The 24,538-nt window shown below is 38.5% G+C and carries 22 protein-coding genes; 16 read left to right on the top strand and 6 right to left on the bottom strand.

The annotated features are described in order from the left end of the window. The first annotated feature begins 45 nt into the window (after window positions 1-45). The 10 genes from nuoH (at window position 46) to ACP6L2_RS10140 (ending at window position 10,603) form a co-directional block, all read left to right on the top strand. A complete protein-coding gene (gene nuoH / locus ACP6L2_RS10185) occupies window positions 46-1,119 on the top strand; it encodes an NADH-quinone oxidoreductase subunit NuoH (protein WP_440509095.1) in 1,074 nt (357 codons plus the stop codon). Further along, the gene (locus ACP6L2_RS10180; protein WP_440509094.1) at window positions 1,119-1,682 is read left to right on the top strand and encodes a 4Fe-4S binding protein; all 564 of its coding nucleotides are present in this window, start codon (window positions 1,119-1,121) and stop codon (window positions 1,680-1,682) included. Before nuoH ends, ACP6L2_RS10180 begins: the two co-directional genes overlap by 1 nt. After that, entirely contained in the window at window positions 1,682-2,224 is a 543-nt protein-coding gene (locus ACP6L2_RS10175; RefSeq protein ID WP_440509093.1) for an NADH-quinone oxidoreductase subunit J family protein, read from the top strand. The genes ACP6L2_RS10180 and ACP6L2_RS10175 overlap by 1 nt, the downstream gene beginning before the upstream one ends. Continuing rightward, complete coding sequence (nuoK, locus tag ACP6L2_RS10170; protein ID WP_440509092.1) at window positions 2,221-2,526, top strand: NADH-quinone oxidoreductase subunit NuoK; 306 nt, start codon at window positions 2,221-2,223, stop codon at window positions 2,524-2,526. The genes ACP6L2_RS10175 and nuoK overlap by 4 nt, the downstream gene beginning before the upstream one ends. Continuing rightward, window positions 2,526-4,529: an NADH-quinone oxidoreductase subunit L gene (nuoL, locus tag ACP6L2_RS10165; RefSeq protein ID WP_440509091.1), complete on the top strand. Its 2,004-nt coding sequence runs from the start codon at window positions 2,526-2,528 to the stop codon at window positions 4,527-4,529. Before nuoK ends, nuoL begins: the two co-directional genes overlap by 1 nt. Before the next feature lies 1 nt (window position 4,530). Next, the gene (locus tag ACP6L2_RS10160) at window positions 4,531-6,135 is read left to right on the top strand and encodes a complex I subunit 4 family protein (RefSeq protein ID WP_440509090.1); all 1,605 of its coding nucleotides are present in this window, start codon (window positions 4,531-4,533) and stop codon (window positions 6,133-6,135) included. 9 nt (window positions 6,136-6,144) lie between these two features. Further along, the gene (locus ACP6L2_RS10155) at window positions 6,145-7,638 is read left to right on the top strand and encodes an NADH-quinone oxidoreductase subunit N (protein ID WP_440509089.1); all 1,494 of its coding nucleotides are present in this window, start codon (window positions 6,145-6,147) and stop codon (window positions 7,636-7,638) included. Between the two features lie 85 nt (window positions 7,639-7,723). Beyond that, complete coding sequence (locus ACP6L2_RS10150) at window positions 7,724-8,329, top strand: DUF4254 domain-containing protein (protein WP_440509088.1); 606 nt, start codon at window positions 7,724-7,726, stop codon at window positions 8,327-8,329. Between the two features lie 6 nt (window positions 8,330-8,335). Next, on the top strand, window positions 8,336-9,358 hold the full coding sequence (locus ACP6L2_RS10145; RefSeq protein ID WP_440509087.1) for a glycosyltransferase family 9 protein: 1,023 nt from the start codon (window positions 8,336-8,338) through the stop codon (window positions 9,356-9,358). A gap of 141 nt (window positions 9,359-9,499) precedes the next feature. After that, window positions 9,500-10,603 carry a glycosyltransferase family 4 protein gene (locus ACP6L2_RS10140; protein ID WP_440509086.1) on the top strand — a complete coding sequence of 368 codons (1,104 nt, stop codon included), beginning with the start codon at window positions 9,500-9,502 and terminating at the stop codon, window positions 10,601-10,603. Here ACP6L2_RS10140 and ACP6L2_RS10135 read toward each other — a convergent pair. The 4 genes from ACP6L2_RS10135 to ACP6L2_RS10120 form a co-directional block, all read right to left on the bottom strand. Further along, window positions 10,600-11,265, bottom strand: coding sequence for a glycosyltransferase family 32 protein (locus ACP6L2_RS10135; protein WP_440509085.1), 666 nt, complete (start codon window positions 11,263-11,265; stop codon window positions 10,600-10,602). The two genes, ACP6L2_RS10140 and ACP6L2_RS10135, sit on opposite strands and share 4 nt — an antisense overlap. Before the next feature lie 65 nt (window positions 11,266-11,330). Then, the gene (locus ACP6L2_RS10130; RefSeq protein WP_440509084.1) at window positions 11,331-12,596 is read right to left on the bottom strand and encodes a glycosyltransferase; all 1,266 of its coding nucleotides are present in this window, start codon (window positions 12,594-12,596) and stop codon (window positions 11,331-11,333) included. Further along, complete coding sequence (locus ACP6L2_RS10125) at window positions 12,593-13,615, bottom strand: glycosyltransferase family 2 protein (protein ID WP_440509083.1); 1,023 nt, start codon at window positions 13,613-13,615, stop codon at window positions 12,593-12,595. The genes ACP6L2_RS10130 and ACP6L2_RS10125 overlap by 4 nt, the downstream gene beginning before the upstream one ends. Before the next feature lie 49 nt (window positions 13,616-13,664). Continuing rightward, window positions 13,665-14,900: a hypothetical protein gene (locus ACP6L2_RS10120; RefSeq protein WP_440509082.1), complete on the bottom strand. Its 1,236-nt coding sequence runs from the start codon at window positions 14,898-14,900 to the stop codon at window positions 13,665-13,667. Between the two features lie 301 nt (window positions 14,901-15,201). On the opposite strand from ACP6L2_RS10120, the gene ACP6L2_RS10115 reads away from it, so the two are divergent. Genes ACP6L2_RS10115 through ACP6L2_RS10105 form a run of 3 tightly spaced genes read left to right on the top strand, consistent with a single transcriptional unit; the run spans window position 15,202 to window position 18,242 of the window. Further along, entirely contained in the window at window positions 15,202-15,687 is a 486-nt protein-coding gene (locus ACP6L2_RS10115; RefSeq protein WP_440509081.1) for a SixA phosphatase family protein, read from the top strand. A 24-nt stretch (window positions 15,688-15,711) separates the two neighbouring features. Beyond that, window positions 15,712-17,721, top strand: coding sequence for a thioredoxin domain-containing protein (locus ACP6L2_RS10110; RefSeq protein WP_440509080.1), 2,010 nt, complete (start codon window positions 15,712-15,714; stop codon window positions 17,719-17,721). Between the two features lie 20 nt (window positions 17,722-17,741). After that, complete coding sequence (locus tag ACP6L2_RS10105) at window positions 17,742-18,242, top strand: FKBP-type peptidyl-prolyl cis-trans isomerase (RefSeq protein ID WP_440509079.1); 501 nt, start codon at window positions 17,742-17,744, stop codon at window positions 18,240-18,242. Between the two features lie 73 nt (window positions 18,243-18,315). On the opposite strand, the gene ACP6L2_RS10100 is transcribed toward ACP6L2_RS10105, so the two are convergent. Then, the gene (locus ACP6L2_RS10100) at window positions 18,316-19,029 is read right to left on the bottom strand and encodes a hypothetical protein (protein ID WP_440509078.1); all 714 of its coding nucleotides are present in this window, start codon (window positions 19,027-19,029) and stop codon (window positions 18,316-18,318) included. A 711-nt stretch (window positions 19,030-19,740) separates the two neighbouring features. On the opposite strand from ACP6L2_RS10100, the gene ACP6L2_RS10095 reads away from it, so the two are divergent. Further along, the gene (locus tag ACP6L2_RS10095) at window positions 19,741-21,207 is read left to right on the top strand and encodes a sulfatase family protein (protein WP_440509077.1); all 1,467 of its coding nucleotides are present in this window, start codon (window positions 19,741-19,743) and stop codon (window positions 21,205-21,207) included. 5 nt (window positions 21,208-21,212) lie between these two features. Here the strand turns inward: ACP6L2_RS10095 and mnmD are convergent, their stop codons facing one another. Then, complete coding sequence (mnmD, locus tag ACP6L2_RS10090) at window positions 21,213-21,878, bottom strand: tRNA (5-methylaminomethyl-2-thiouridine)(34)-methyltransferase MnmD (protein WP_440509076.1); 666 nt, start codon at window positions 21,876-21,878, stop codon at window positions 21,213-21,215. A 149-nt stretch (window positions 21,879-22,027) separates the two neighbouring features. Here mnmD and ACP6L2_RS10085 point away from each other — a divergent pair, with 149 nt between their 5' ends. Further along, window positions 22,028-23,260, top strand: a complete 1,233-nt coding sequence (locus ACP6L2_RS10085) for a dicarboxylate/amino acid:cation symporter (protein WP_440509075.1) — start codon at window positions 22,028-22,030, stop codon at window positions 23,258-23,260. Between the two features lie 73 nt (window positions 23,261-23,333). Continuing rightward, on the top strand, window positions 23,334-24,401 hold the full coding sequence (locus tag ACP6L2_RS10080) for an MAC/perforin domain-containing protein (RefSeq protein WP_440509074.1): 1,068 nt from the start codon (window positions 23,334-23,336) through the stop codon (window positions 24,399-24,401). The last annotated feature ends 137 nt before the right edge of the window (window positions 24,402-24,538 follow it).

Raw genomic sequence — 24,538 nt, 5'->3', positions numbered from 1 at the left:
TTTTCCTTATGTTTGTAGCCATTAAGAATTAATCTAAAGAGAAGATTGGGATCCATATTTATCCATATCCTTACACCGGTTGCAATATTTTTATTTATTGCTTTATTCACGCTTTTTGCTGTATATGCAGAGCGTAAAATCGCCGGTTTTGTTCAGGATAGATTAGGTCCTATGGAGACTGGTAAGTTTGGTTTATTACAGACCTTTGCCGATATTCTTAAATTACTCCAAAAAGAATTTATATCTCCAGCTGCTGCAGATAAAATATTATTTGCCTTAGCCCCTATTTTGATCTTTACGGCAGTATTTGTCGGTTTTTCTGTAGTGCCTTGGTCAGCAGATTTTGTACCAGCAAATACACATACAGGACTTTTCTTTATCATGGCTGTGGTTTCCATTGATGCCATAGGCATTTTGATGGCAGGTTGGGGTTCCAACAATAAATATTCACTTTTAGGCTCTATCCGTGCTATTGCACAAATGATATCTTATGAATTACCAGTAGGGTTATCATTAATCGCAGCCGTAATGATTACCCAGACCTTAAACCTGAATGACATCGCCTATGCTCAAGGAGTATTGTCCACACAGGATATCTACTTCTTTGGGATATGGAATGTCACGGATATTGGGGGTATCTTTGGATGGCATATTTTTCAGGCGCCTCATTTAATCGTGAGTTATTTGATTTTCTTTATTTCTTCGTTAGCAGAATGTAATCGAGCCCCTTTTGATATTCCAGAAGCAGAATCAGAGTTAATCGGTGGTTTTCATACAGAATATGGAGGTATCCGATTTGCCTTTATCTTTTTGGCGGAATATGCCATGATGTTTTTAGTTGCCATGCTTGGTGTGGTAATTTTCTTAGGCGCATGGAATAGCCCATTACCTAATATTGGCGTAGTTCGATTGGCAGATTGGACGACGGGTCTTTATTGGGGTATATTTTGGACTTTGATCAAATCACTGCTCATAGTAGCAGTTCAGATATGGATCCGTTGGACCTTACCAAGGTTCCGGGCGGATCAGTTAATGGTTTTATGTTGGAAAATCCTTATCCCTTTGGCATTCGTTTGTATGGCCATATCAGGAATTTGGAGAATAACCGTTATGATTTAATGATTTTAAGGACGACCATACAAGGCTTGGCGACAGCCATTAAAGGGCTTACTTTAACAGTGAAGCACCTTTTCTCTGCGCGTAAAGCTAGGAAGACCTTGGATATTAAAGAGGAGGCTTATTTTGACAATCAAGGAGGTGTGACCACTGTACAGTTCCCAAAGGTCAAAATGCCTATTCCTGAAGTTGCCAGATACCAACTGGATGTGGAAATTGACGATTGCATTGTATGTGATCTTTGCGCTAAAGCCTGCCCTGTGGATTGTATTGCTATTGAGGCGATCAAATCTCCAGATGCTATTGGTAAAACTTCTGATGGTAGTGTAAAAAGACTGTATGCAGCCAAATTCGAAATAGATATGGCTAAATGCATGTACTGCGGACTATGTACCGTTGTATGCCCAACAGAATGTATAACCATGACCGATCAATATGATCGTAGCACGCCTAATTTAGCTGATCTTAACTATTCTTTTTCAGATATGAATGAGCAGGAGATCGCTAAACGCAAAGAAGAATGGACACGCTTTCAAGCTGAAAAGGAGGCAGCCAAAAAGAAATAATGGAATTAGCCATATTTTATGCCTTCGCTGTATTAGCAATTGGGTCCGCCTTATTAGTGGTCAGTCTAAAGAATACTGCCAGAGCCTTATTCTTGTTCTTTGTGGTGCTGTTCGCAATGGCGGGACTCTTTATTTTTGCATTAGCAGATTTTGTTGCCATAACTCAGATTATGGTTTATGTTGGTGGAGTCTTGATCTTAATGATTTTTGCCTTTATGCTTTCGAATAAGGAGTTATTGGCTGATTTGCAAAACACCTCCAGTAAATTTCTATCCATGCCTCAGTGGCAGTCCCTGCTTTTGACATTGGCTTTCTTTGGATTGATGGTTTATGGAATTATCGAATGGCAAGACAACACACCTCGATGGATTACCGAGAACTTAAATAAGGGGCAGGTCATTCAGGCTAGTGATAATAACATTCAACAATTGGGCATTAAGTTTATGACACAATACTTATTGCCTTTTGAAGTCATATCGATATTCTTGTTGTTGGCTCTGATTGGTGCCGCACATTTATCCAGAAAGGAGGATGAATCATGATTACACTAACGCATTTCTTAGTTGTTTCAGCTTGCCTATTTTGCATTGGTTTATATGCTATCCTAGCGAAGCGTAATGCCATCATGATCTTGGTAGGCATCGAGTTTATAATCAATGCTGCTATATTAAATCTGGTAGCTTTCGGTCGTTATGACAAACTAAACTATGGCGGACAAGTATTTGCTTTATTTGCCATTGTTTTGGCGGCAGCAGCCGTGGCTGTAGGCTTGGCCATTATATTGAATGTCTACAGAAAATACAAAACTATTAACCCTGAAAAAATCACTGACTTAAGAGATTAATGCCATCCACGGGAACTATATCAGCTACTGCAGCAAGTTTACTTGTTGTGGCATTGCCATTCCTAGCTTTTCTTATCCAAGCTATTTTGGGAAGAAAATCCCAATCTGGTTGGGTTTCCATTCTAGCGATCTCCTTAAGCACAATCATTTCAGGTATTTGTGTATTTGCACAGGTATGGAATCAGCCATCTCAACACAGTAGCATTACCTGGTTTACCATAGGCGAGCATTCCTTTCAAGTTGGGGTTCTTTTGAATAACCTAACGGTTTTGATGCAATTATTAGTTTGTATAATTGCTCTTCCGGTACATATCTATTCCAGAGCCTATATGAAGGGAGATCCTGGCATACATCGTTATTGGATGTATCTGAGTCTTTTCTGTTTTGCCATGTTGGGTTTAACCATTGCCGACAACCTCTTGATGATGTATATCTTTTGGGAATTGGTTGGTTTTGCTTCCTACTTACTTATTGGTTTTTGGTTTCAGAAGGAATCCGCAGCACAAGCTAATAAGAAAGCTTTTATTATTAACCGAATTGGAGATTTAGGCTTTTTATTGGGAATAGCCAGTATCTATAGTCTATACGGCAGTTTAAATTTAGTGGAGCTATTTTCACAAGACGGACTGTTTTATAGTCTTCCTGCAGGATCTACAGGATGGATGACTTTTACAGGGTTTTGTTTCTTCCTAGGAGCTATGGCTAAATCTGCACAATTTCCTTTGCACGTGTGGTTACCAGATGCCATGGAAGGCCCTACTGCAGTATCGTCCATTATTCATGCCGCTACAATGGTAGCAGCAGGGGTATTCTTATTAAGCACGGTATTTCCAATATTTAATGATACAGTATTGTTGATGATTGCCAGCATAGGTACCATCACAGCTGTTATATCTGGATATTTCGCGTTAGCGCAACGAGATATTAAGCGCATATTAGCTTTTTCTACCATATCGCAGTTGGGTTTTATGATGGTTGCTATTGGTGTTGGAGCTTGGGATGCCGCTATTTTTCATTTGGTGACACATGCTTTCTTTAAATGTTTGTTATTCTTGGCTGCAGGTGCTGTAATCCATGAAATGGTTCATTTCAAAGAAAAGCATCAATTGAATATTGATCCGCAGGATATTCAGCAGATGGGGGGCTTGAGAAAATACATGCCTAAAACCTTTGTCTTGATGACGATTGCATCCTTGGCATTAGCAGGATTCCCATTAAGCTCTGGATTCTTATCAAAAGATGCCATATTGATCTCCACCTTTGAATGGGGAATTCAGCATGGAGGTATGTATCTATTAATTCCGATCGGGTTGGTATTCGCCAGTTTGATGACTGCATTTTATATTGGACGTTTAATATTTAAGGTTTTCTTTGGTGAACTTAGACAGGATGTTTCTTCCGTTGAGATTCATGAGGCTAGTTCAAGTATGCTTTGGCCAATGATATTCTTAGGACTATGCTCCTTGTTCTTTGTTTTCAGCTGGAATCCTATCGCCTACCATCATTCTTTTGTATTGGAAGGCTTCCAATTGAAATATGAGTTCGCAGAAATCCACAGCTTGCATTTGATTTTACCAATCGGCATGACAATGTGCAGCATTCTCTTATGGATTTTGGGGTATCAGTGGTATGTCAAACAGAAATATCCATTGCAGGAAAACAGCTTTTTAAATCGACTTTCCTTCAATCAAGGATACTTGAATGAAATATATCAGCGTGTAATTATTCAACCCGTAGTAAGTTTCAGTAATGGCCTTTATTGGTTCGACCGGAATATTATTGATGGGATTATCAATGCTTCTGGGTCTGTTGTTCGAGGACTCGGACAGGCAAGCGCCTGGATAGATCGGAATATAGTTGACGGCTTTGTAAATGGAATTGCTGGATCAACTTATTACCTAGGACATTTATTGCGCTGGGTGCAAAATGGAAGGCTACAGAATTATTTAGGATTCGCCTTCACGGTTTTATTAATTGGATTACTTTATTTGATATTAAAATAAGATGGGTTTACTTTCCTTACTTATCTTTTTACCCTTGCTTGCCGTTGCATTGACATTGGTTCTACCCAATCGAATCAATGGAACATTCAAGTATATTGCTCTGGGGACGACTTTATTGCAATTGGGGTTAGCTGGTTTTTTATATGCGAATTACCAGCCAAGTACCGCTGCATTTAACGATGTTGCGGCTTATCAGTATGTAGAGCAGTTACCTTGGATTAGAATGGACTTAGGTTCGCTAGGTAAGTTGGAAATAGATTATTTCTTGGGTGTCGATGGGTTCTCCCTTCCCCTACTACTTTTGAGTTCTCTTGTGATGCTTATGGCGGTAGGTGCATCTTGGAATGTTGAAAAAAGCAGAAAAGGCTACTTTTCCTTGTTAATGCTTTTAAACACCGCTGTAATGGGTATTTTCTGTGCATTGGATTTCTTCTTATTTTATGTCTTTTATGAAGTTATGCTCTTGCCTTTGTATTTCCTTATCGGGATATGGGGTGGAGCGCGTAGGGAATATGCAGCTATAAAATTCTTCATTTATACCCTATTCGGTTCGGTATTTATGTTGTTAATTATCGTAGGCTTATACTTTTCAGTTCAGAATCCGCAAACAGGCGCCCATACCTTCAACATGCTGTACATGATGAATCCGGCAAATTATGTTGATGGTGCATTCTTCGGCTTCCTAGACAATGTCAATGAAGTATTTGGTATACCGGCCAGAATGATCGGTTTTATTGTATTGTTTGTTGCCTTTGCTATTAAGGTACCTATCGTGCCGCTTCATACTTGGTTACCTGATGCGCACGTGGAAGCACCTACTCCGATTTCAATTATCCTAGCAGGTATTTTGTTAAAAATCGGAGGATACGGTATCATCCGTATATGCTTAGGGATATTCCCTGATGCAGCAGCAGATGCCAATTGGTGGTTAGGGTTAATCGGTATTGTCTCCATTCTATACGGGGCATTTAATGCTTTAGCACAAACCGATTTAAAACGATTGATCGCTTATTCTTCCGTATCGCATATGGGATTTGTCCTTTTGGGTATTGCATCCATGACAGCAGAGGGTATTTCGGGTGCAGTATTTCAGATGTTAAGCCATGGATTCCTATCTGCTGCTCTATTCTTCTTAGTAGGTGTCTTATACGATCGAGTTCATGACCGTTATATCTATAACTTCCGTGGTTTAGCGACTTTGATGCCAAAATACACAGCCTATGTAGCCATCGCATTTTTTGCTTCTTTAGGATTACCAGGATTCTCGGCATTTATTGGGGAAGCCTTTGTCATCATTGGAACATTCAATGCGGAAAGTATGGCAACAGGAATACCACGTTGGATGGCCATATTCGGATCATTGGGTATACTTTTAAGTGCAGCATACTTTTTATGGACCTTACAACGCATGTTCTTCGGCCAAACACGTCTAAGAGGGGGTGAAGAATGGGCAGTTTCCTTAAAAGATCTAAGCATTCGGGAGCAAATTATCCTATTCCCTACTTTAGCATTGGCGTTAATCTTAGGTATTATGCCGGCTTTGGTATTTAGCGTGTTGAATGATTCAGTTTTGAGTCTTTTGAATTTAATTAATCCCTATTTGTAAGAAAGGCACATGGAGTTCAGTCAACAGGTAAGCAGCAGTATCGATCAGGTTATACAATCTGTACCTTTGATCAAGGTAGAGCTTGTATTGGCATTGGGTTTTCTGATGAGTATTGCAGGGACACTCTTCTTTGACAAGATATGGAAACAAAGTTCCTTTTACATTTGCCTAGCAAGTATATTGGGTGCTTTTGTAGTATTGTTCTCTCAACAATTCAGCACGGAGCAGGGTTTCTTCGGCATGCTCAGTTTAGGGAAGATCAGCTATTTTGGACGTATGCTGATCATGTTCAGTTTATTTATTTCCAGCATTTATATTCAGCAGCATTTTGAGCATAAAACCTTTAAGAAGCGTAAAGGCGATATATACAGTATCCTATTAGCGGCAGGTATAGGCATGAACTTCCTGACGATGACTGAGCATTGGCTCATGGTCTTTATCGCTATAGAAATGATTTCCATTTCATCCTACATTCTTGTAGGTTATTTTTCGGAGAATAAAGCACAATCAGAAGCGGCTATGAAATATGCTCTTTTTGGTTCGGCTTGTTCTGCTGTCATGTTATATGGATTGTCCTTGATTTATGGTCTTACCGGAAATTTGAATTTCTTAAGTCCCCAACATATGCAGGGATTGACTGCTGCTCCAGAAATGATGGTCAGCATATCTCTGTTATTTATTTTTACAGGAATTGGCTTTAAGCTAAGTTTTATCCCATTCCATCTATGGGCACCAGATGTATATGAAGGTGCACCTACTCCAGTCACAGCCTTTTTATCAACAGTCCCTAAGATAGCTGTGCTTATATTCTTTGCAAAGCTTGCATCTACTTGGCTTAGCTCGCCATTCTATTTTGGCGAATTGACTTTTCTATTTCTAGGAATCGTCAGTATGGTGACCATGCTTGCTGGTAATTTAATTGCCTTACGACAAACGGATATCAAAAGAATGATGGCCTATTCTTCCATAGGACATACTGGCTTTCTTTTGATGGCAATTATTGGCTATAGCCATGAACACATGGATATTCTGTTGTTTTATCTATTGGCCTATACCATCATGAATTTAGCTTTCTTTGCTTTCATTGATGTGCTGGAACAAAAGCTTGGAAGTACTGCAATGAGTGCTTATGCAGGTCTTGGAAAACAGCTTCCTATTTTATTTACTTGTTTTTCATTTGTAGGTATATCCCTTATCGGAATTCCTCCTACGGCAGGATTTGTTGCTAAACTTTTGGTGTTTAGTAGTATTTTTGAACAGTATCAAATACTAAATGAGCCGATGTATCTGGGTTTGCTCATTGTTGGAGCATTGACATCGGTTATTTCGTTATTTTATTATTTCAAAATTCCATTACAGGCTTTTCTAAGAAACAATACAGAAGTGCAGATTCAAATTGCTCCTTCCAGTAAAGCCATGCTTTATATCGGCATTATACTGACTATTATGTTACTTGTGTTTGGGATATTCCCATCACTGGTATTGGATTTTTTCACCAGTTAAGCTTTAATTTTTAAGATTCTTTATTGCTAAGATGCAATTCCCATCGAATACCCACGTTTAGTAGGGTAAAAGCGTATATTTGTATATGATTAGTGCTACAGCAAACAACATTTTTAAACAGGTAATTGATGATTACCATCAGTTTGATCAAATTGATCAGCCCATCAACAATCCATACGATAAGGAAAGCCTTGAGCACTTGTTGTATATGAAATGCTGGATTGACACAGCTCAATGGCATATGGAGGACGTAGTTCGAAATCCAGATATCGATCCTCGTGAAGGTCTTTATTGGAAAAGACGCATCGACCGTCAGAATCAAGAAAGGACTGATACGGTGGAGTTTATCGACAGCTATTACCTTCAAAAATTCAAAGATGTATCTTCTTTAGCCGATGCGAAGATCAATACAGAAAGTCCTGCATGGGCTATTGATCGTCTTTCCATATTGGCACTTAAAATCTACCATATGGAACAGGAAACATTGCGTTCTGATGTTTCCAATTCGCATCTGCAATCTTGTACTGAAAAGTTAAACATCTTATTGGAACAGCGTAAGGATCTTTCTCAAAGTATTGATGAGTTATTGGCAGATATTGAGGCTGGTCGTAAATACATGAAGGTGTACAAGCAAATGAAGATGTACAATGACCCTAATCTAAATCCGGTTTTATACGGATCACAAAAATAAGCAGAGATGAAACGCATTATTGTAACCCGCTTTTCAGCCATGGGTGACGTGGCTATGGTTGCTACAGTTCTCAAAGCGTTTCAGGAACAACATAGCGATACGGAAATCATCATGGTTTCCAGATCTCTATTTGCTGCATTTTTCCAAAATATCCCTCGCCTTAAGTTTCACCCTATCCAACCTAAAGGAAAGCATAAAGGACTGTTTGGCTTGTTTAGTCTTTTCAATGAATTAAAGGCTTATAAACCTGATGCCATTGCTGACTTGCACAACAATCTTCGCTCTAGAGTGATAGACGGACTCTTTAAAAGCATTCGAGTTAAAGTACGCTTACTGGATAAGGGAAGAAAAGAAAAGAAGGAATTAACCCGCACTAAAAACAAGGTTTTCAAGCAGCTTAAACTAACTACAGAACGTTATGCCGATGTGTTTCGTCAATTAGGCTTCCAATTGCAATTGGATCATCAGCTGCAAAAAGAATATCGTTTGATACCTCCAGGCATGATGCCTATCCTTGCATCCGATAAAAAGAAAATTGGTATAGCTGCCTTTGCACAGCATGTTTACAAAGTATTGCCTTATGCTAAGATGGAATTGATTATCCAAACCTTGGCCAACAAGGGCTATGAGGTATTACTTTTTGGAGGTGGAGAACAGGAAAAACAAATCACCGAAAATTGGGCTGAAAACTACGATAATGTACATTCTTTGGTTGGGCGTTATAAATTAACGGAGGAATTGGATATTATTTCCCATTTGGATCTGATGATCAGTATGGACAGCTCTGGCATGCACATGGCATCATTAGTTGGCACAAGGTGCTTGTCCTTATGGGGAGCAACACATCCTTTTGCTGGCTTTATTGGCTATGGTCAATCCTATTCAGATTGTATACAGGTAGATCATCCTAATCGACCTAGTTCTGTTTATGGCAATAAATCCTGTCTTTGCGATGGTGTAGAAGCTATCGACTTAATAAGTCCTTCGATGGTCCTATCGAAGGTAGAGGAAATATTTTCTCCAAAATAAGTGAAATAATCAAGTATAATTTCATGAAGTAAATTATCTTTATGATAAGAATGCCTGATTCGATTCAAGGTAAATTTTTACCTTTGTCGCCATTGGGCTCCTATAAGGATTCTTAACAAGAAACAACAAAACAAATTATCTATGCTTACCATTGGCTTTGATGCTAAAAGATACTTTCTTAACCGGACGGGACTTGGTAATTATAGTCGTGATCTAATCCGCATTCTGGAAACCCAATTTCCGGAAAACAAATACATCAAATACACGCCAAAACTAGCTAAATCTTCTACGGAACCACCTCAAAGCATTAAGTTACCACAGGGAAAAATAAACAGTTTATTACCTGGTCTTTGGCGAAACAGACGTATTGTAGACGATTTAAAAAGAGATTCTGTTGACATCTTTCATGGTTTATCGGGAGAAATCCCTTCAGGTTTGAAGCAAGCAGGAATCAAATCTGTTGTAACCATACATGACCTCATCTTCTTGAGATTTCCCGAATTGTACAAGCCATTGGATCGTTGGATTTATAATAAAAAAGCCCAACATGCCGTAGCACATGCGGATAAAATTATCGCGATAAGTGAGCAAACAAAAAGGGATATTTTACATTATTACCCCTGCGACCCATCCAAAATTGAGGTAATTTACCAAGTATGTCATCCTGCGTTCAAAGTAGAGCACACAGAAGCCCAAAAAGAAGCGCTAAGAAAGGAATATAATCTACCTAAAGAGTTTTTATTGAATGTAGGATCAATTGAACCTAGAAAGAATGCATTTCAACTAGTCAAAGCAATTGAGGGATTAACTATTCCATTAATCATCATTGGGAAACCTACTGCATATGCTGCAGAGATTAAGACCTATGTAAAAGAAAAAGGAATGGAAAATCAAGTACGTTTCTTGGAGGGATTCTGTATGGAAGAACTGGCTACTATCTATAGTATGGCTAGTATTTTCCTTTACCCTTCCCGATTTGAAGGATTCGGTATCCCAATTATAGAGGCTTTATATTCAGAAACGCCTGTAATCACCAATAAATCGGGAGTATTTCCTGAAGCTGCAGGTCCTGACTCGGTATATATATCCCCAGAAAGCACCACAGAGATCAAAGATGCTATCTTATCTTTATGGAATGATGAGGCTAAAAGGAAAGCAATGGCAAAGGCAGGAATACAATATGCTCAACGATTTAATGATGATCAAATTGCCGAGCAACTCATGAATTGCTACCGTAGTCTTTAATCTTCTTCTTTAACCACAGAAATACGTTGCTGTAATTTCTTCCAATGATTTTTCCGATCACGATAGATCAGTAATTTGCCTAATCGGTATTTGAACTGCATCATACCTTTGTAATCTGGTGCTACGACACGATGAGGGGTATCTGGATTCTCGGCTAACTCATCATTAATAGCCTTGGTATATATCGAAGGACCTGTTGTTTTATGCACATCATGCGGGTATCGATTTTGCTCAATATTATCCACTGCATAATCGATTGTTCGTTTAAGAAAAGGATGGCCTTTATCATAAATCAAAGCCCATTGTGCAAAGTATTCAGGATGGTTCTTCTCAGGCGATATAACCGCAACATCATCATTTTCCAAATGCTTATCTAAGGAAACTAAAAGATCAGAATCTAAATCAAGGTAAACACCCCCATGTATATACAACACCGCATAACGAAAGAAATCAGCTTTTGCTGCTCCAATCTGTAACCTAGAATAAGCTTTAAATACTCGACTATCAAAGTTTGTTTTGATAAAATCAGTTACTGCCTGATCATCAAAAAACACATATTTGTAATTGGGATTCTTCTTTCTGAATAGCCAGATATAGCATTTGGTCAACCAGGGAATATCGTTTGTTTTAAAGGTCTGATAGATCGTTTTTGGAATTGCCATAAAGATATTCGTTCAGTTAATAAGCTTTGCTTCAAAGATACAAAATGCACCTTTGTAATTGAAGTTTAGTTTTGGTGTTTGTGCTTCTCATGAATTTCATGAATATACGCCTCCCATTTTTGAGCAACCATAGTTTTATCAAATGCTTGCACATATCGATGCGCTTCTCTCCCCATCTGAATTCTTAAATCCCTATCCGACATAAGTTGATCCAGATAGTTCATAAATTCATTTTTATCTTGTGCTAAAAACCCAGTTTTCTGATGTTGGATCAATTCATTTACACCAGAACAGGTCGTAAAACCTATAGCAGGCAACCCAATGGACATGGCCTCCCCTAATGACAATGGAAATCCTTCATATTTACTTGGGAAGACAAACACATCAGCCTTTCGCAATTCCTCCTCGGGATTAGCGGTATATCCTCTAAAAAACACTCTACTTTCAAGTCCCAATGCAGCAGAACGTTCTTTCAAATAAAGCTCATCCGGTCCTTCTCCTATAAAGATCAAATCCCAATTGGGATATTTCTCCTTTAGTGCAGCAAAACATTCCATTGCCAATTCTTGTTGCTTACCAGCATTGATTAATGATCCAACATGAATAAGCTGATAACGATCTTTATCTTGATCTAGTTGGGCTAATTGCCCTTCATCATACTGCGGAATCGGATTTGGTATGACTTTACATATTCCAGTGAACGTGTCGGGCAGATAAGCTGCATAACTTTCAAACAACACTTGAATACCCGTCAGGTATGAATAGGATTTCTTTAATAAATCCATGTCTTGTGGGCTTCTATACCAGAGGATATCGCTGTAATCGTAATCAGGACGACCATGCACGGTATTTATGATGGGAAAGGGTAATGGACCTTGATAGGTTATTTCCAACAAAGTGGAAACAGCCATTGATATAATAATATCGGGCTTTTCATCAGCAAAGAATGAAGGCCAATTCTTAGACCGTACATTTAAATTATGGATTTGTAACTCATCCATTGTACGAACTCCTTGCGCAGCCATCAATCGCTTATTATGCGCTTTATCTATTTTCTTTTGGATTTTATAACGTATCCATGAAATAGGATTTTTACCCTTGTAATTGTATAATTTACGAAGTACAATGCTGTTATCCTTGCCCTTATAAAGATTGATCAATCGAACTTTTGGATCTAAAGGAAATACTGATGTACCCTCCACGGGATCTTGGGTAATTATAGTGACATCATGACCCTTTTGGGAAAAGGTATTGGCAAAGAAAGTTGCCATTTTCTCTGTCCCACCTTGACTGTTCAAAAAACCTTGATATTGTACTATGTGGATTTTCATGATCCGTATTTACGTTGAATTTTCTGGCGAAAGGTTCTTTTGGATACACGAGATGGCAATAATTTACTGAGTAAATGCATCCCCTTTAATTTCCATTTATTACTCCTCACAAAATCAGCATACCATTCATCATAAGCTTTTGCATCCTTTGCTTCCAAAAAGCCTAAGAACACTTGCGACAACTGATCTTTATCCGCTGGTTTTAAGTGAACCAAAACATGCTTCTCCATAAAACCTTTTATTAGACTATGCAGCAATTGCTTCTGTTCGGCATCAAAAGGCATCTGCTTATAGCGCGATTCGAAGGGTTCATGTTCCATAAAACGAGCTATGTGAAGTGCTTTCTTATTCCACAATTGGTGATTATTGTAGAAGTTCTCCAACACCTGGAACCATTGTGGTATTTGTGTCAGAATCTTCTCCGTAAACTTCCAGTTATTTGCTGTATTCTGTTCATCGTGCTGCCTATAGAAATAATGTGCATCCCTATTTAAAGCTAACTTATTGGTTAAAGCAAGAATCTGATGGGAGAACAGTCCATCTTCGCAGGGTTGAATACCGGCAGGAAATACAATTTCTGGATAGCGATCAAGTAAAGCTTTTTTTACAAATGTGGCGCAGGTAGGCAATGCCATGGGATTGGGAAACCTATTTTCATAGTATTGACCACAGACCACCAAATCAGCATCTCCACTTTGGGCAAAATGAATGGAGGTTCTGAGAAACTCCTTATCCAGTTTGTCGTCTGAATCAAAAAAGTAGATATACTTACCCTTTGCTTTGGCTAATCCAGCATTTCTAGCAACAGACACACCCGCATTCTCTTGCTCTAAATAGGTTATTCTAGCATCCTTTTCAACATATTCTTGGCAAATTTGAGCAGAATTGTCCGTACTACCATCGTTGACTAATATCAATTCAAAATCTTGATAAGTCTGATGTAGTATACTTTCAATGGCTTCAGCGACGTATTTACCTCGATTATATATTGGAATAATGACAGAAATAGTGGGGTTCATACTCAAAAGTACATATACGTTTTGGTAGATGCTACATCAAAGCGAATTACTATTTAAATGCATCTTTAATTCTATCCTTATCTACCCTAATTTCTGCATAGTTGAAATTGCCATCCTTGGTTCCTATCACCATACCAAAATCCATATATTTGGAATCCGTTTGTTTTAGGAAGATTGCTGAACGATAAGCCAGGTAGCTTATTACAGGTTTAGGATCTACTATAAAGTTTATACCATCTTTAGAATAAGCCAAGTATAAAAGATCAGAAGTATATTTCTTTACATTTCCCACAGATAGCACAAGAAAATAATAGCCTTGATCATAATTAGCATTAAGATGCCAAACCGCATTATCTGTATCTAATTCTAACCAAGGTTTGTTAAAAAAGTTGATGACCTTAGAGGATGTGAAACTCGAGAAATCCAATCCGTTTTCTGATTTACGTTGAATAACTAAAGTGTGTGCATCAGACTTTATACGATCTTTATTATTATTGAAAGTCACCTCATAACTATAAATATCCTTATTTACTTCTACAAAAGCAGGAGACAGCACATGACTATTTTTTGGTGAGTGAGGAGGATTACTTGTAAAAGCTACTTCCAAAGGACTCCAGTTAATACCATCGGTCGAAGTTTGACGAACAATAGTACGCTGTGCATTTTCTTTGAGTTTAGAGCGATTATTTGCTGTTTTGGCTCCACGACGTTTTAATGCTTCGGCACTAATGCAACTACCGCGGTAGTACAGTTCAAATTGACCATTGCGGTACAGCCAATCTACATCCGACCAAAAACCTTGCACCAATTCACCTTTTTTTTCCAAAAAGCTCTCTTTAAAAGACGGGGTCAGTTGAATAGGATTATGAATGCCTATTGGTTCAATCCAGTTGATCGCATCATTGGAAACCACTACAGTTGGGTTTTCATAGCGTTTGGCATAGAAATCTGTTCCAACCTTACCAAAATAAGGAGTGAATACCATCCAATATTTATATCCACGAAATCCATTGGGAAAATATTGAATATCCGGATGGCAATAGGCCGATTCGGGACCACTGATGTCAATGAAAAATCGCTCATGTGCTAAACCACGATAATTCCCATTTGCCATGTTATTAATCCTCATTTTTACAGGATCCAATAAAAACTCTTCGTTTAAAGCAATGGGTTCTGTTAAATCAAGTCCCGGATCGATTTCAGGAAGAAGATCTCCTTCCTTTGTATGACAAGAAAGTACCAGGAAAAATAAAGAAGCAAGTAAGTATCTATTAAGCCAATTCATGTGTTAGTATATCACTAAATTCGTATCTTTTATATTCTATTTAAAGACGAATTTTTCGACTGCAAAGCTACTACATTCTGATAATTTTTTTCATGATTTTCATAGATTAACAATTTATTAAAATACCGTGACAAAAACCTACCTATCAAGGGTATAAGGTAATTTCTTTTAAACTGAAATCCATCTTATTTATCGATAAAAAACTACGCATAATACGGAATAATCAATTCCTTAATAATTTCCTAACCTATGGAGCGTTAATAAATATTATATTGGATGCATAATCTTAGATTTTGTACATATGAAGACACTTATTCTCATTCGTCATGCTAAAGCAGAGGAACACGGTCTTTCCAAGAGCGATTTTTTCAGAGATCTTCAACCCAAGGGCATAGAACGTGCTAAACGTATTGCTGAGAGTTTAAGCAATAAAATAAAGGTTGATAATAAAACCTTAGTGATATCCTCTACTGCAAATCGCGCGATACAGACTGCTGAAATCTTCTGCCCTATCCTCCAATATCCAACAAGTGAAATCCAGCAAACAGAAAACATCTATGAGGCTCATTTTACGGAGATCTTAAACGTTATCAACGCTGTTGATGATCAGTATGAGCAAGTACTTGTTTTTGGTCATAACCCTGGACTTTCCAATTTGACAAATTATTTAAGTCATTCCGAAGTTGAACTCGCGACCTCCAATGCTGCGATCCTAAAACTAGAAGATGGCATTAACTTTTCTATGCTTTCTGGTGGAACAGCCACGTTGATAGGTTTAGTTAAGTAAAAATTTTTTTTACCTTAGTAAGGTATGGGAAACAAATTACAGACAGAACAGTCCCCTTATTTAAAGCAACATGCCCATAATCCGGTGCATTGGTATCCTTGGTCTGAGGAAGCCCTTCAAAAAGCAAAAGCAGAAAACAAATTAATACTGGTTAGTATTGGTTATTCGGCTTGCCATTGGTGTCATGTCATGGAACGCGAAACTTTTGAAAACGAAGCTATTGCGCAAACCATGAACAAGTTTTTTGTTTCTATAAAGATTGACCGGGAAGAAAGACCAGATATAGATCAGATTTACATGATTGCCGTTCAGCTCATGACAAATTCTGGTGGATGGCCGCTAAACTGTATCTGCTTACCTGATGGCAGACCAATCTATGGTGGCACGTATTTCAAACCTCAGGATTGGCAACAAGTACTTTTACAGCTTGCCAAGATGTGGGAGGAACAGCCTGAAGTAGCTTTGGATTATGCAGAACGACTAACCCAAGGCATTCAGAAAGCTGAAAAATTACCTATTCAAGCTATTCCTGAACAATATAGCCTATCCGATATCCGTGAGGTAGTCATACCTTGGATTGCTCAATTCGATCCCAAAGATGGAGGATATCAACGCGCTCCAAAATTCCCATTGCCTAACAACTGGTTATTTTTCTTGCGATATGGCACCCTAGCAAAAGACCAAGCAGTCTTGGACCATGTTCATTTCACTTTACGTAAAATGGCAAATGGAGGTATTTATGATCATATAGGTGGTGGTTTTGCCCGATATTCTGTCGATGGACAATGGCATGTACCACATTTTGAAAAGATGCTTTACGACAATGGTCAATTGATCAGTTTATATAGCGAAGCCTATCAAGAAAGGCCTATGCCCCTTTATAAATCTGTGGTAGAGGAAACCATTAATTGGGCCGTTCGTGAAATGCGTCATGAAAATGGTGGATTCTTCAGTGCACTAGATGCCGATAGCGAAGGAGTTGAAGGTAAATATTATACTTTCGATTATGATGAGTTTGATATTTTAGGTGCAGATGCTGAACTGGCAAGGCAATATTACAATATTGCCAAAAGTGGCAATTGGACTGAAGAACAGACCAATATACCTTTTGTACGTGGTGATGATGAAGAACTGATCAAAGATGTCGGTTTTGAAACCACCCAATGGGATGAGTACCTACAGGAGATCAAAAAGAAATTATTAGTCTATAGGGAACAGCGCATAAGACCAGGTTTGGACCATAAACAATTAGTCACTTGGAATGCCTTATTCCTTAAAGGTTTGATTGATGCCTATCGCGTATTTAGAAAGGAACGCTATTTAGAATTAGCCTTAGGCATAGCTAAGTTTTTAGAAGAGCATGCCATGGATGGCGCAGATATGCTACATCAACCAGCTGATGAAAACAGAAGTATCAAAGGATTCTTGGATGATTATGCATTTACCATAGAAGCATTTATCGCTATATATGAAGCAAACTTTGATGAATATTGGTTAGATCAAGCGAAACGCCTGGCAGACCATGCTATTCAACTGTTCTATGATGAGGAGCAACATTGCTTTTATTATACCAGTTCGGAAGCAGAAAGCCTCATAGCTCGAAAATCCGAGATCATGGATAACGTAATCCCTGCATCCTCGTCGACTTTCGTTCGTCAATTATTTAAATTAGGTCTTTTATTTGATGAAGACCGTTATACACAAATTGCCGAACAGGTATTTGCGAATGTTTTCCCACATATCAAGAGTTACGGTTCAGCCTACTCTAACTGGGCTATTCAACTTTTAGAGTTACACTATGGACTTTGGGAAGTGGCTATTACAGGAGAAGAAGCGATAGCTTGGCGAAAAGAGCTTGATGAGAACTATATTCCAAACAAAATAACACTTGGTGGAACAAAAAGTAAGCTTCCTTTGTTAGAGCATAAAGCAGGTATGGATTCAAAAGCATACCTTTGTCAACGAAAAACATGCAGTCTACCACAAGAGTCGATTGCAGCAATCATAGAATTAATAAATAATAAACAGGGATAATATCCCATAACTTAATCAGAATGGCAGTAGAAAACAACAACGTTGTGACCTTAAATTACGTTCTTCATACAATTGGAGATGATGGAGAGAAGACATTTGTAGAGCAGACAACAACAGAAAACCCATTAACATTTTTATATGGTGTAGGTATGATGCTTCCTAAATTTGAGGAGAACATTGCAGGCTTAAACGCTGGAGATAAACTCTCTTTTGAATTAGAAGCTGCTGATGCCTATGGTGAACGTGATGATCGTGCAATTGCACAATTACCAGCAGAAATGTTCCAAGAAATTGGTCTTCCACCAGTAGGTGAAGTTATCCCTTTGCAAGACAACCAAGGAAATCAATTCCGCGCTGTAGTTACTGAAGTAACTCCAGAGGCAGTAATTGCAGATTTGAACCACCCTATGGCTGGTAAGAAATTAAACTTTGACATCGAAATCCTAGACACTCGTGAGGCAACAGCTGAGGAATTAGCTCATGGTCATGCACATGGTGCTGATGGAACTGAAAGCCACTAAAACAAAGAAAATGCTGAACAAATGTTCAGCATTTTTACTTTAACTACTTCTCACTATACTATTACTAATTTTTCTATTTCGTCAATTCCATCCGACTACATTGATCTGCAGTGACGTTAATTGTTCCATTCCAATTATACTTGCTACAGCTAGCTGTGAAACTATAGGTACCAGCGTTTAGGCTATAATTTGCTGAACCACTTGCCCCACAATTTGGTGTAGAACCGTAATAAGAACTAATCGACTGGGATATATTATTCAGCTTAACGGTAATAACCCCACAACCGATATCAGATTTGGTCCAGAACATGGCATTTCCTTTGCCCGAACCACCACCTGTACCACCGCCAGTTCCTCCTCCAGTACCACCTCCACCGGTAGTACAGAAATTACTGCTCTTTAGGTAAATTTGCGCATTATGCGTGGTAATCGCTTGATCTGGCACCCCTACTAAAAGCGTAGTACTACTGAATTTCAAAGGAAATTTGAGGGTATTTCCTTGAATAACAAAGGTCATGGACGGCTCACTTGCGTTAAATGTCCCCGTGGTTTGGGTTCCATTGATACAAGTTACTGCGGTAGATCCAGAAAACTTAACAAATGTACCGGAGGCATTCTCACGAACCCAGTTCCCATACATTCCAGAAGTAGAACCACCTCCTCCTGTACCACCTGATCCATCATCCTCGGTATCGGTATCTTCCAAGCCTAAAGCATCACAACCAGGCACAACAGCCAAGCTGATCAAAAGCAACAACAGTTGCATCGTTCTTTTTAATATTTTCATGTTAATAATTTTTGGTTAATGTGTTTCCTTTTCGTTTTGATAAAACAAAATTTCAAAGAATTAACCAATCAGAAAATACCGCATATAGGGTATTTTATGCTTTATGAGATAATAAAATCTTATAATAGCATCCTTTTTGCGAAAAGAATCAGGCTAAAATCAAAAATCATTAACCAAAATAAGAGTCAATCTACTCCTAATTAACCTTTTATTTTCTGTCTATTTCCATCCTATATTATGATGTCACTAAACTAATTCTCCTACATAATGACTCGTGTTTCACTTGTATTGAACAGGGGTTTCCTTTGGTACTCTAAAGGAATCCCTATGGATCTGACATGGATCTTCTTCGGATCTCGTTCGGTCGGAACCGAACGAGATCCGAAGAAGATCCGAACAAGTTCCGAAGGAGATCCGTTAGAGTCTCGAAGCAAACCCCTAGCAAACCCAAGTTAAACCCTTGGCAAACCCCTAGCAATTACCCATGAATTACAAAGGAAAACCAATGCCTAAGTAAGCTTAGTCAGGTGCTATTTATAATAGCATTGATGATAATCTTTTCGTCACTTTTAACAGCAGCTAGTGGATCAGAAAAATATCCCTCTGAAAGAAATTCAGAAGGCTTAGCTACATCCAAACTTAAATTTCTTTGAGATTAAAATGGTATTTTCTAATTTTAGAATATCAACAGACAACCTTAACCCCCAACAAATGAAACGATTCTTAACCTGTATCATATTTACCATCAGTTGTATAAGTTCGCTTTTTGCACAAAAAGCAAAACCTCAGCTTCCCAATATCATCGTCATATTTATGGATGATATGGGTTATGGAGATTTAGGAGTAACCGGAGCACTGGATTATGAAACGCCTGTATTGGACGCCATGGCGAATAAAGGAATTCGATTTACCAATTTCTTAGTGCCTCAGGCTGTATGTTCTGCATCTAGGTCGGCTTTATTGACTGGAAATTATCCTAATAGAATGGGGATTCAAGGAGCCTATGGTCCCAATGTAAAAAAAGGATTGGCTAGCGAAGAGATCACCCTCGCCGAAATGTTAAAGAGTAAAGGCTATGCTACGCAGATGGTTGGAAAATGGCATTTGGGAAATGAACCTCAATTTCTTCCTACCAAACAAGGCTTTGATCATTACCTCGGTCTACCCTATTCCAATGATATGTGGCCGGTTGAATTTGATGGAAGCCCTTCTAAACCCGGAAGCCAATACAGCCGTTACCCTGTGCTGCCATTGTTGAAGATTGCTAATGGACAAGAATTTCCAGATACCATCCAAAAGATTAAAACCCTTGAGGACCAAGCTACATTAACATCGACCTATACGCATGCTGCCGTCGATTTCATCCAAGCGCACAAAAAGAAACCCTTTTTCTTATACCTGGCACATAGCATGACGCATGTTCCCATTGCAGCTTCAGAGCGCTTTCGAGGAAGTTCCAAACAAGGTTTGTTTGGTGATGTCATGCATGAGGTAGATTGGTCCATGCAGGAAATCCTAAAAACTTTAAAACAGAACAAAATCGAAGACAATACATTAATTGTTTTTACGAGTGATAATGGTCCTTGGTTAAACTTTGGAAATCATAATGGATCTTCTGCAGGTTTCCGTGAAGGCAAAGGTGCTGGTTGGGAAGGTGGTGTTCGAGTGCCATGCATCTTGTATTGGCCAAAACAAATAAAACAAGGCCGCATAAATAATCACCTGAGCAGCAGTATGGATATATTTGCCAGTATTGCTGAATTGGTAGGTTATGATCAACATCCGCATAAAATTGACGGCATCAGTTTTCTATCGACCATCTACAATGCTAAAGCAGGACCGCATCGCGATAGGATGTATTATTATTACAATCGCAATGATCTTGAGGCCGTTCGATTGGATAATTGGAAACTCGTCTTCCCACATCAATATCGTTCTTATGAAGAGGTGATGCCGGCAGACAATGGTTTTGCAGGCAAATACAACAGTAAACGTACGACTGAACTGGAATTATATGATTTACGAAGAGATCCCGGCGAACGCTATAATGTGATTACGATGTATCCGGAAATCAAAGAAAAGTTATTGCAGATTGCCGAGGAGGCACGTGAAGACTTAGGAGATGATTTGACCAAACGGTCTGGGAAAAACCGCAGACCAGTGGGTCAGCTTCCTTAAAAGCATTACAGCTTGGTAGCACGCAGCATTTCACGTTTTCCAGGTGCACCTGGTGCCTTTTCTATTTGAAAGCCTAAGGACTTCATGGCACGTTTTAAATTGCCTGTAATGGCATAGGTTACAAACACTGCCCCTGGATTCAGGAATTGGCTGATGTGGCTTAAGGTTTCCAAAGTCCACATCTCCGGTTGATGAATTTCTGCAAAGGCATCAAAATAAACCACGTCAAAGCGATCTGCTGTATTAAAGTCCATGACTTTATCAACTGCCACTTTCCATTGTATATCACCTGAAAACTGGACTTTATGATTTAAGGCTTGGGGGTATTTTTCTAAGAAGGAATCCCAAATAGTTGCTGCAATATATTCGTTGTACCCCGATTGAGCGATCAACTCTTCCGTTAAAGGATAGGCTTCAATACCGATATAATCCAAAGTAATTTGATTCTGCGAGGTCCAATCAGCGGTATTTAGGAAATTTAAGCCTGTTCCGAAACCGATCTCCAATATGGCAACATTCGTTTTGCCCGACATTTCCAACCAATGACGAAGGCCCGTATTTAGGAATACGTGTTTACTTTCTTGCTGTGCACCATGCTTCGAGTGATAGTGTTCTCCAACTTCTGCGTGGTAGAGTGTTTTCGATCCATCAGCCGTTTGTACAAATTCCATGCTTGATTATTTTGAGCAAATCTACAAGAAACTATCAGGGCAAGCGAATTATTTTACGCTTTTCCTTACTACATCCAGCAGCTAAAGCCACTAAAATTAAAGTTGACATTCTGAAAAAAACCGTTAATTTAGCCTTACAAATTACTTAAATGAACAGCATTCTAAAAAATTACGGAAGTATCATCCTACTTCTGTTAGGAATAACCATTGGAAGCCTGATCGGTCGTTTTACGCCACAATACGTTGATATCCTGAAACCTGTCGGAGATATCTTCTTAAACCTATTGTTTGTATCTGTAATTCCACTATTATTTTTCGCTATATCTTCTTCGATAGCCAATATTGAGGACAGCAATAAGTTAGGCCGTACCATCATCATTATGACGATTGTATTTATTAGTACCATCATCATAGCAGCCGTACTGACCATTGCCGGATTATGGGCATTCCCAGTAACGGCGATTAGGGATGCTTCTGCCGCCCTAGAACCCCTGACGGGCAATGCCAATGAGACTTGGGGCGATCGAATCGTACGCTTTTTATCAGTAGATGAATTTGGAAATTTACTTTCACGTAAAAGTATTTTGGCCTTTGTCATTTTTGCTTTATTAGTCGGTGTTGCTACCCGCAAATCTGGGGAAGCAGGCAAGCATTTCACTGCATTCTTAAATGCTGGTAATAAAGTGATGGAGAACTTATTGACCTTGATCATGAAGGTTGGACCTATCGGTTTGGGTGCTTATTTTGCTTATCAAGTTAAAACCTTAGGGCCGGAACTGTTTGGTTTTTATGCCAAACCATTGGGTTTTTATTACGCCTTTGGAATGGTTTTCTTCATCGTCATTTTCAGTGTTTATGCTTTTTTAGCACGAGGAGGCAAAGGTGTTGGGTCCTATTGGAAGCATAACATCTCCCCTTCATTGACAGCACTAAGTACCTGTAGCAGCTTGGCAACCTTGCCTGCCAATCTATTAGCATCCAATAAAATGGGGATTCCTAAGGAAATATCCAGCATTGTCGTGCCTTTAGGAAACACGCTCTATAAAAATGGCTCTGCCATTTCCTCCATTTTAAAAATCTATGTAGCTTTTTCAATTTTAGGTTGGAACTTCTTTGAACCGAGCACCTTGATCACTGCAGTTGGGATTACCCTACTGGTATCAATGGTTGCAGGCGGTATACCTAACGGTGGATTTATCGGTGAGATGTTGATGATCTCCATCTATGGAATTCCAAATGAAGCTGTGCCTTCCATATTAATTATCGGTGCATTGGTTGATCCATTGGCTACCGTATTAAATGCTACTGGCGATACGGTTGCTGCTATGTTGGTCACTAGATTCTCTGGAGAAAAGTTTCAAGCCGATAGTATAGAAGCTTAAAGAAATCGGCTAAAAACACTTAATTTAGTTTAATGGTTAACTTTTTTTACTATATTCGAAAAAAACCATTAAAATGGAGCTATTAAACAAAAATTTATTTAAGTGTATTTTACTTTTGTTTCTTTTTACATCGTGTGGGAAGGGCAATATTCAACTTGTAGATGAACCAGAGCCTTCAGCATTAAAAACTAACATTTATACATTCGATCAATCACAGATTAAAACGGATGAAAAGTTTAGCATATTGGGTTACAGCTATGATGTTACCAAGGAATATCTTGCTAGCACTTCTTATAAAAAACCGGTGATTGATGTACAGAAGTTAGATGCCGCATTAAAGACTTCCATTGTTATCAATCCAGAATCAGGATCTCTTAATAATTTTTATGCTGGAATAAATGCCAATGAATATTTGTTGGATATAACGAATAAATCGGGTGTAAAATCCAAATTGGAATTAAGCAACCCTAAGCAACTTCTTTTTACGGGTAGTATTACAGAAAATAAAGCCTTAAAAGATAACAAACATGAATCTAATGATGTCGGATTAGCTTCTACGGATATCGTTCGATACATTAAATCCTATCGTATCGAAGAAACACCTACTACTATTCAACAATATGTTACAGCTGCTTTTCTGAAAGATTTGGAAACATTGTCTCCAGATAAGTTTGTCGAAACGTATGGTACACATGTATTAACGAACATTTCAATTGGAGGAAAACTACGTGTTTTATATAAAAATAATGTTATCAAAAATTCAGATTCAGCGAATAAATTAAAGGATTTAAACGAGCAATTTAGAGGTTTACTAGAAACAGCGAAAATAGATTTATTCGTCGCAACCAAAAGTAAGAGTGAGTCGCTTATTCATAGAGAAAATTATGATGAAGAATTCTACTTTATTTCTGATCGGGATGCTGGAATAGGAATGGATTATAACAAAGAGCTAAAAACAAATATCCCTAATCTTCAAAAATTAGAATGGGAAAAGTCCATTACGAATGCAAATGCTACTTTAGCGGATGTTGATTGGGAGAAAACCTATCCTATTTATGATTTTATTCCTCAATCTCATCAAAAATACACACAAGCCATTAAAGAGGCCGTGATCAAATACATCGAAACAAAAAAACTGTAAGCTTCCAGACGGAACTCAAGAATAAATCAAGCCGATTTTGATTGTATAACACAAATTATACAATCAAAATGGGTTCTTGATACCAGAAACTTACACTTATGTCCTTGAGTTAAGGCATCCCAGCACAATATTCCACC

The sequence above is a fragment of the Sphingobacterium lactis genome, from assembly GCF_051951495.1.
GTDB lineage: Bacteria > Bacteroidota > Bacteroidia > Sphingobacteriales > Sphingobacteriaceae > Sphingobacterium > Sphingobacterium lactis_A.
Note: the sequence above shows the minus strand (reverse complement) of the source record. Positions and strands in the feature narration are given on the sequence as shown.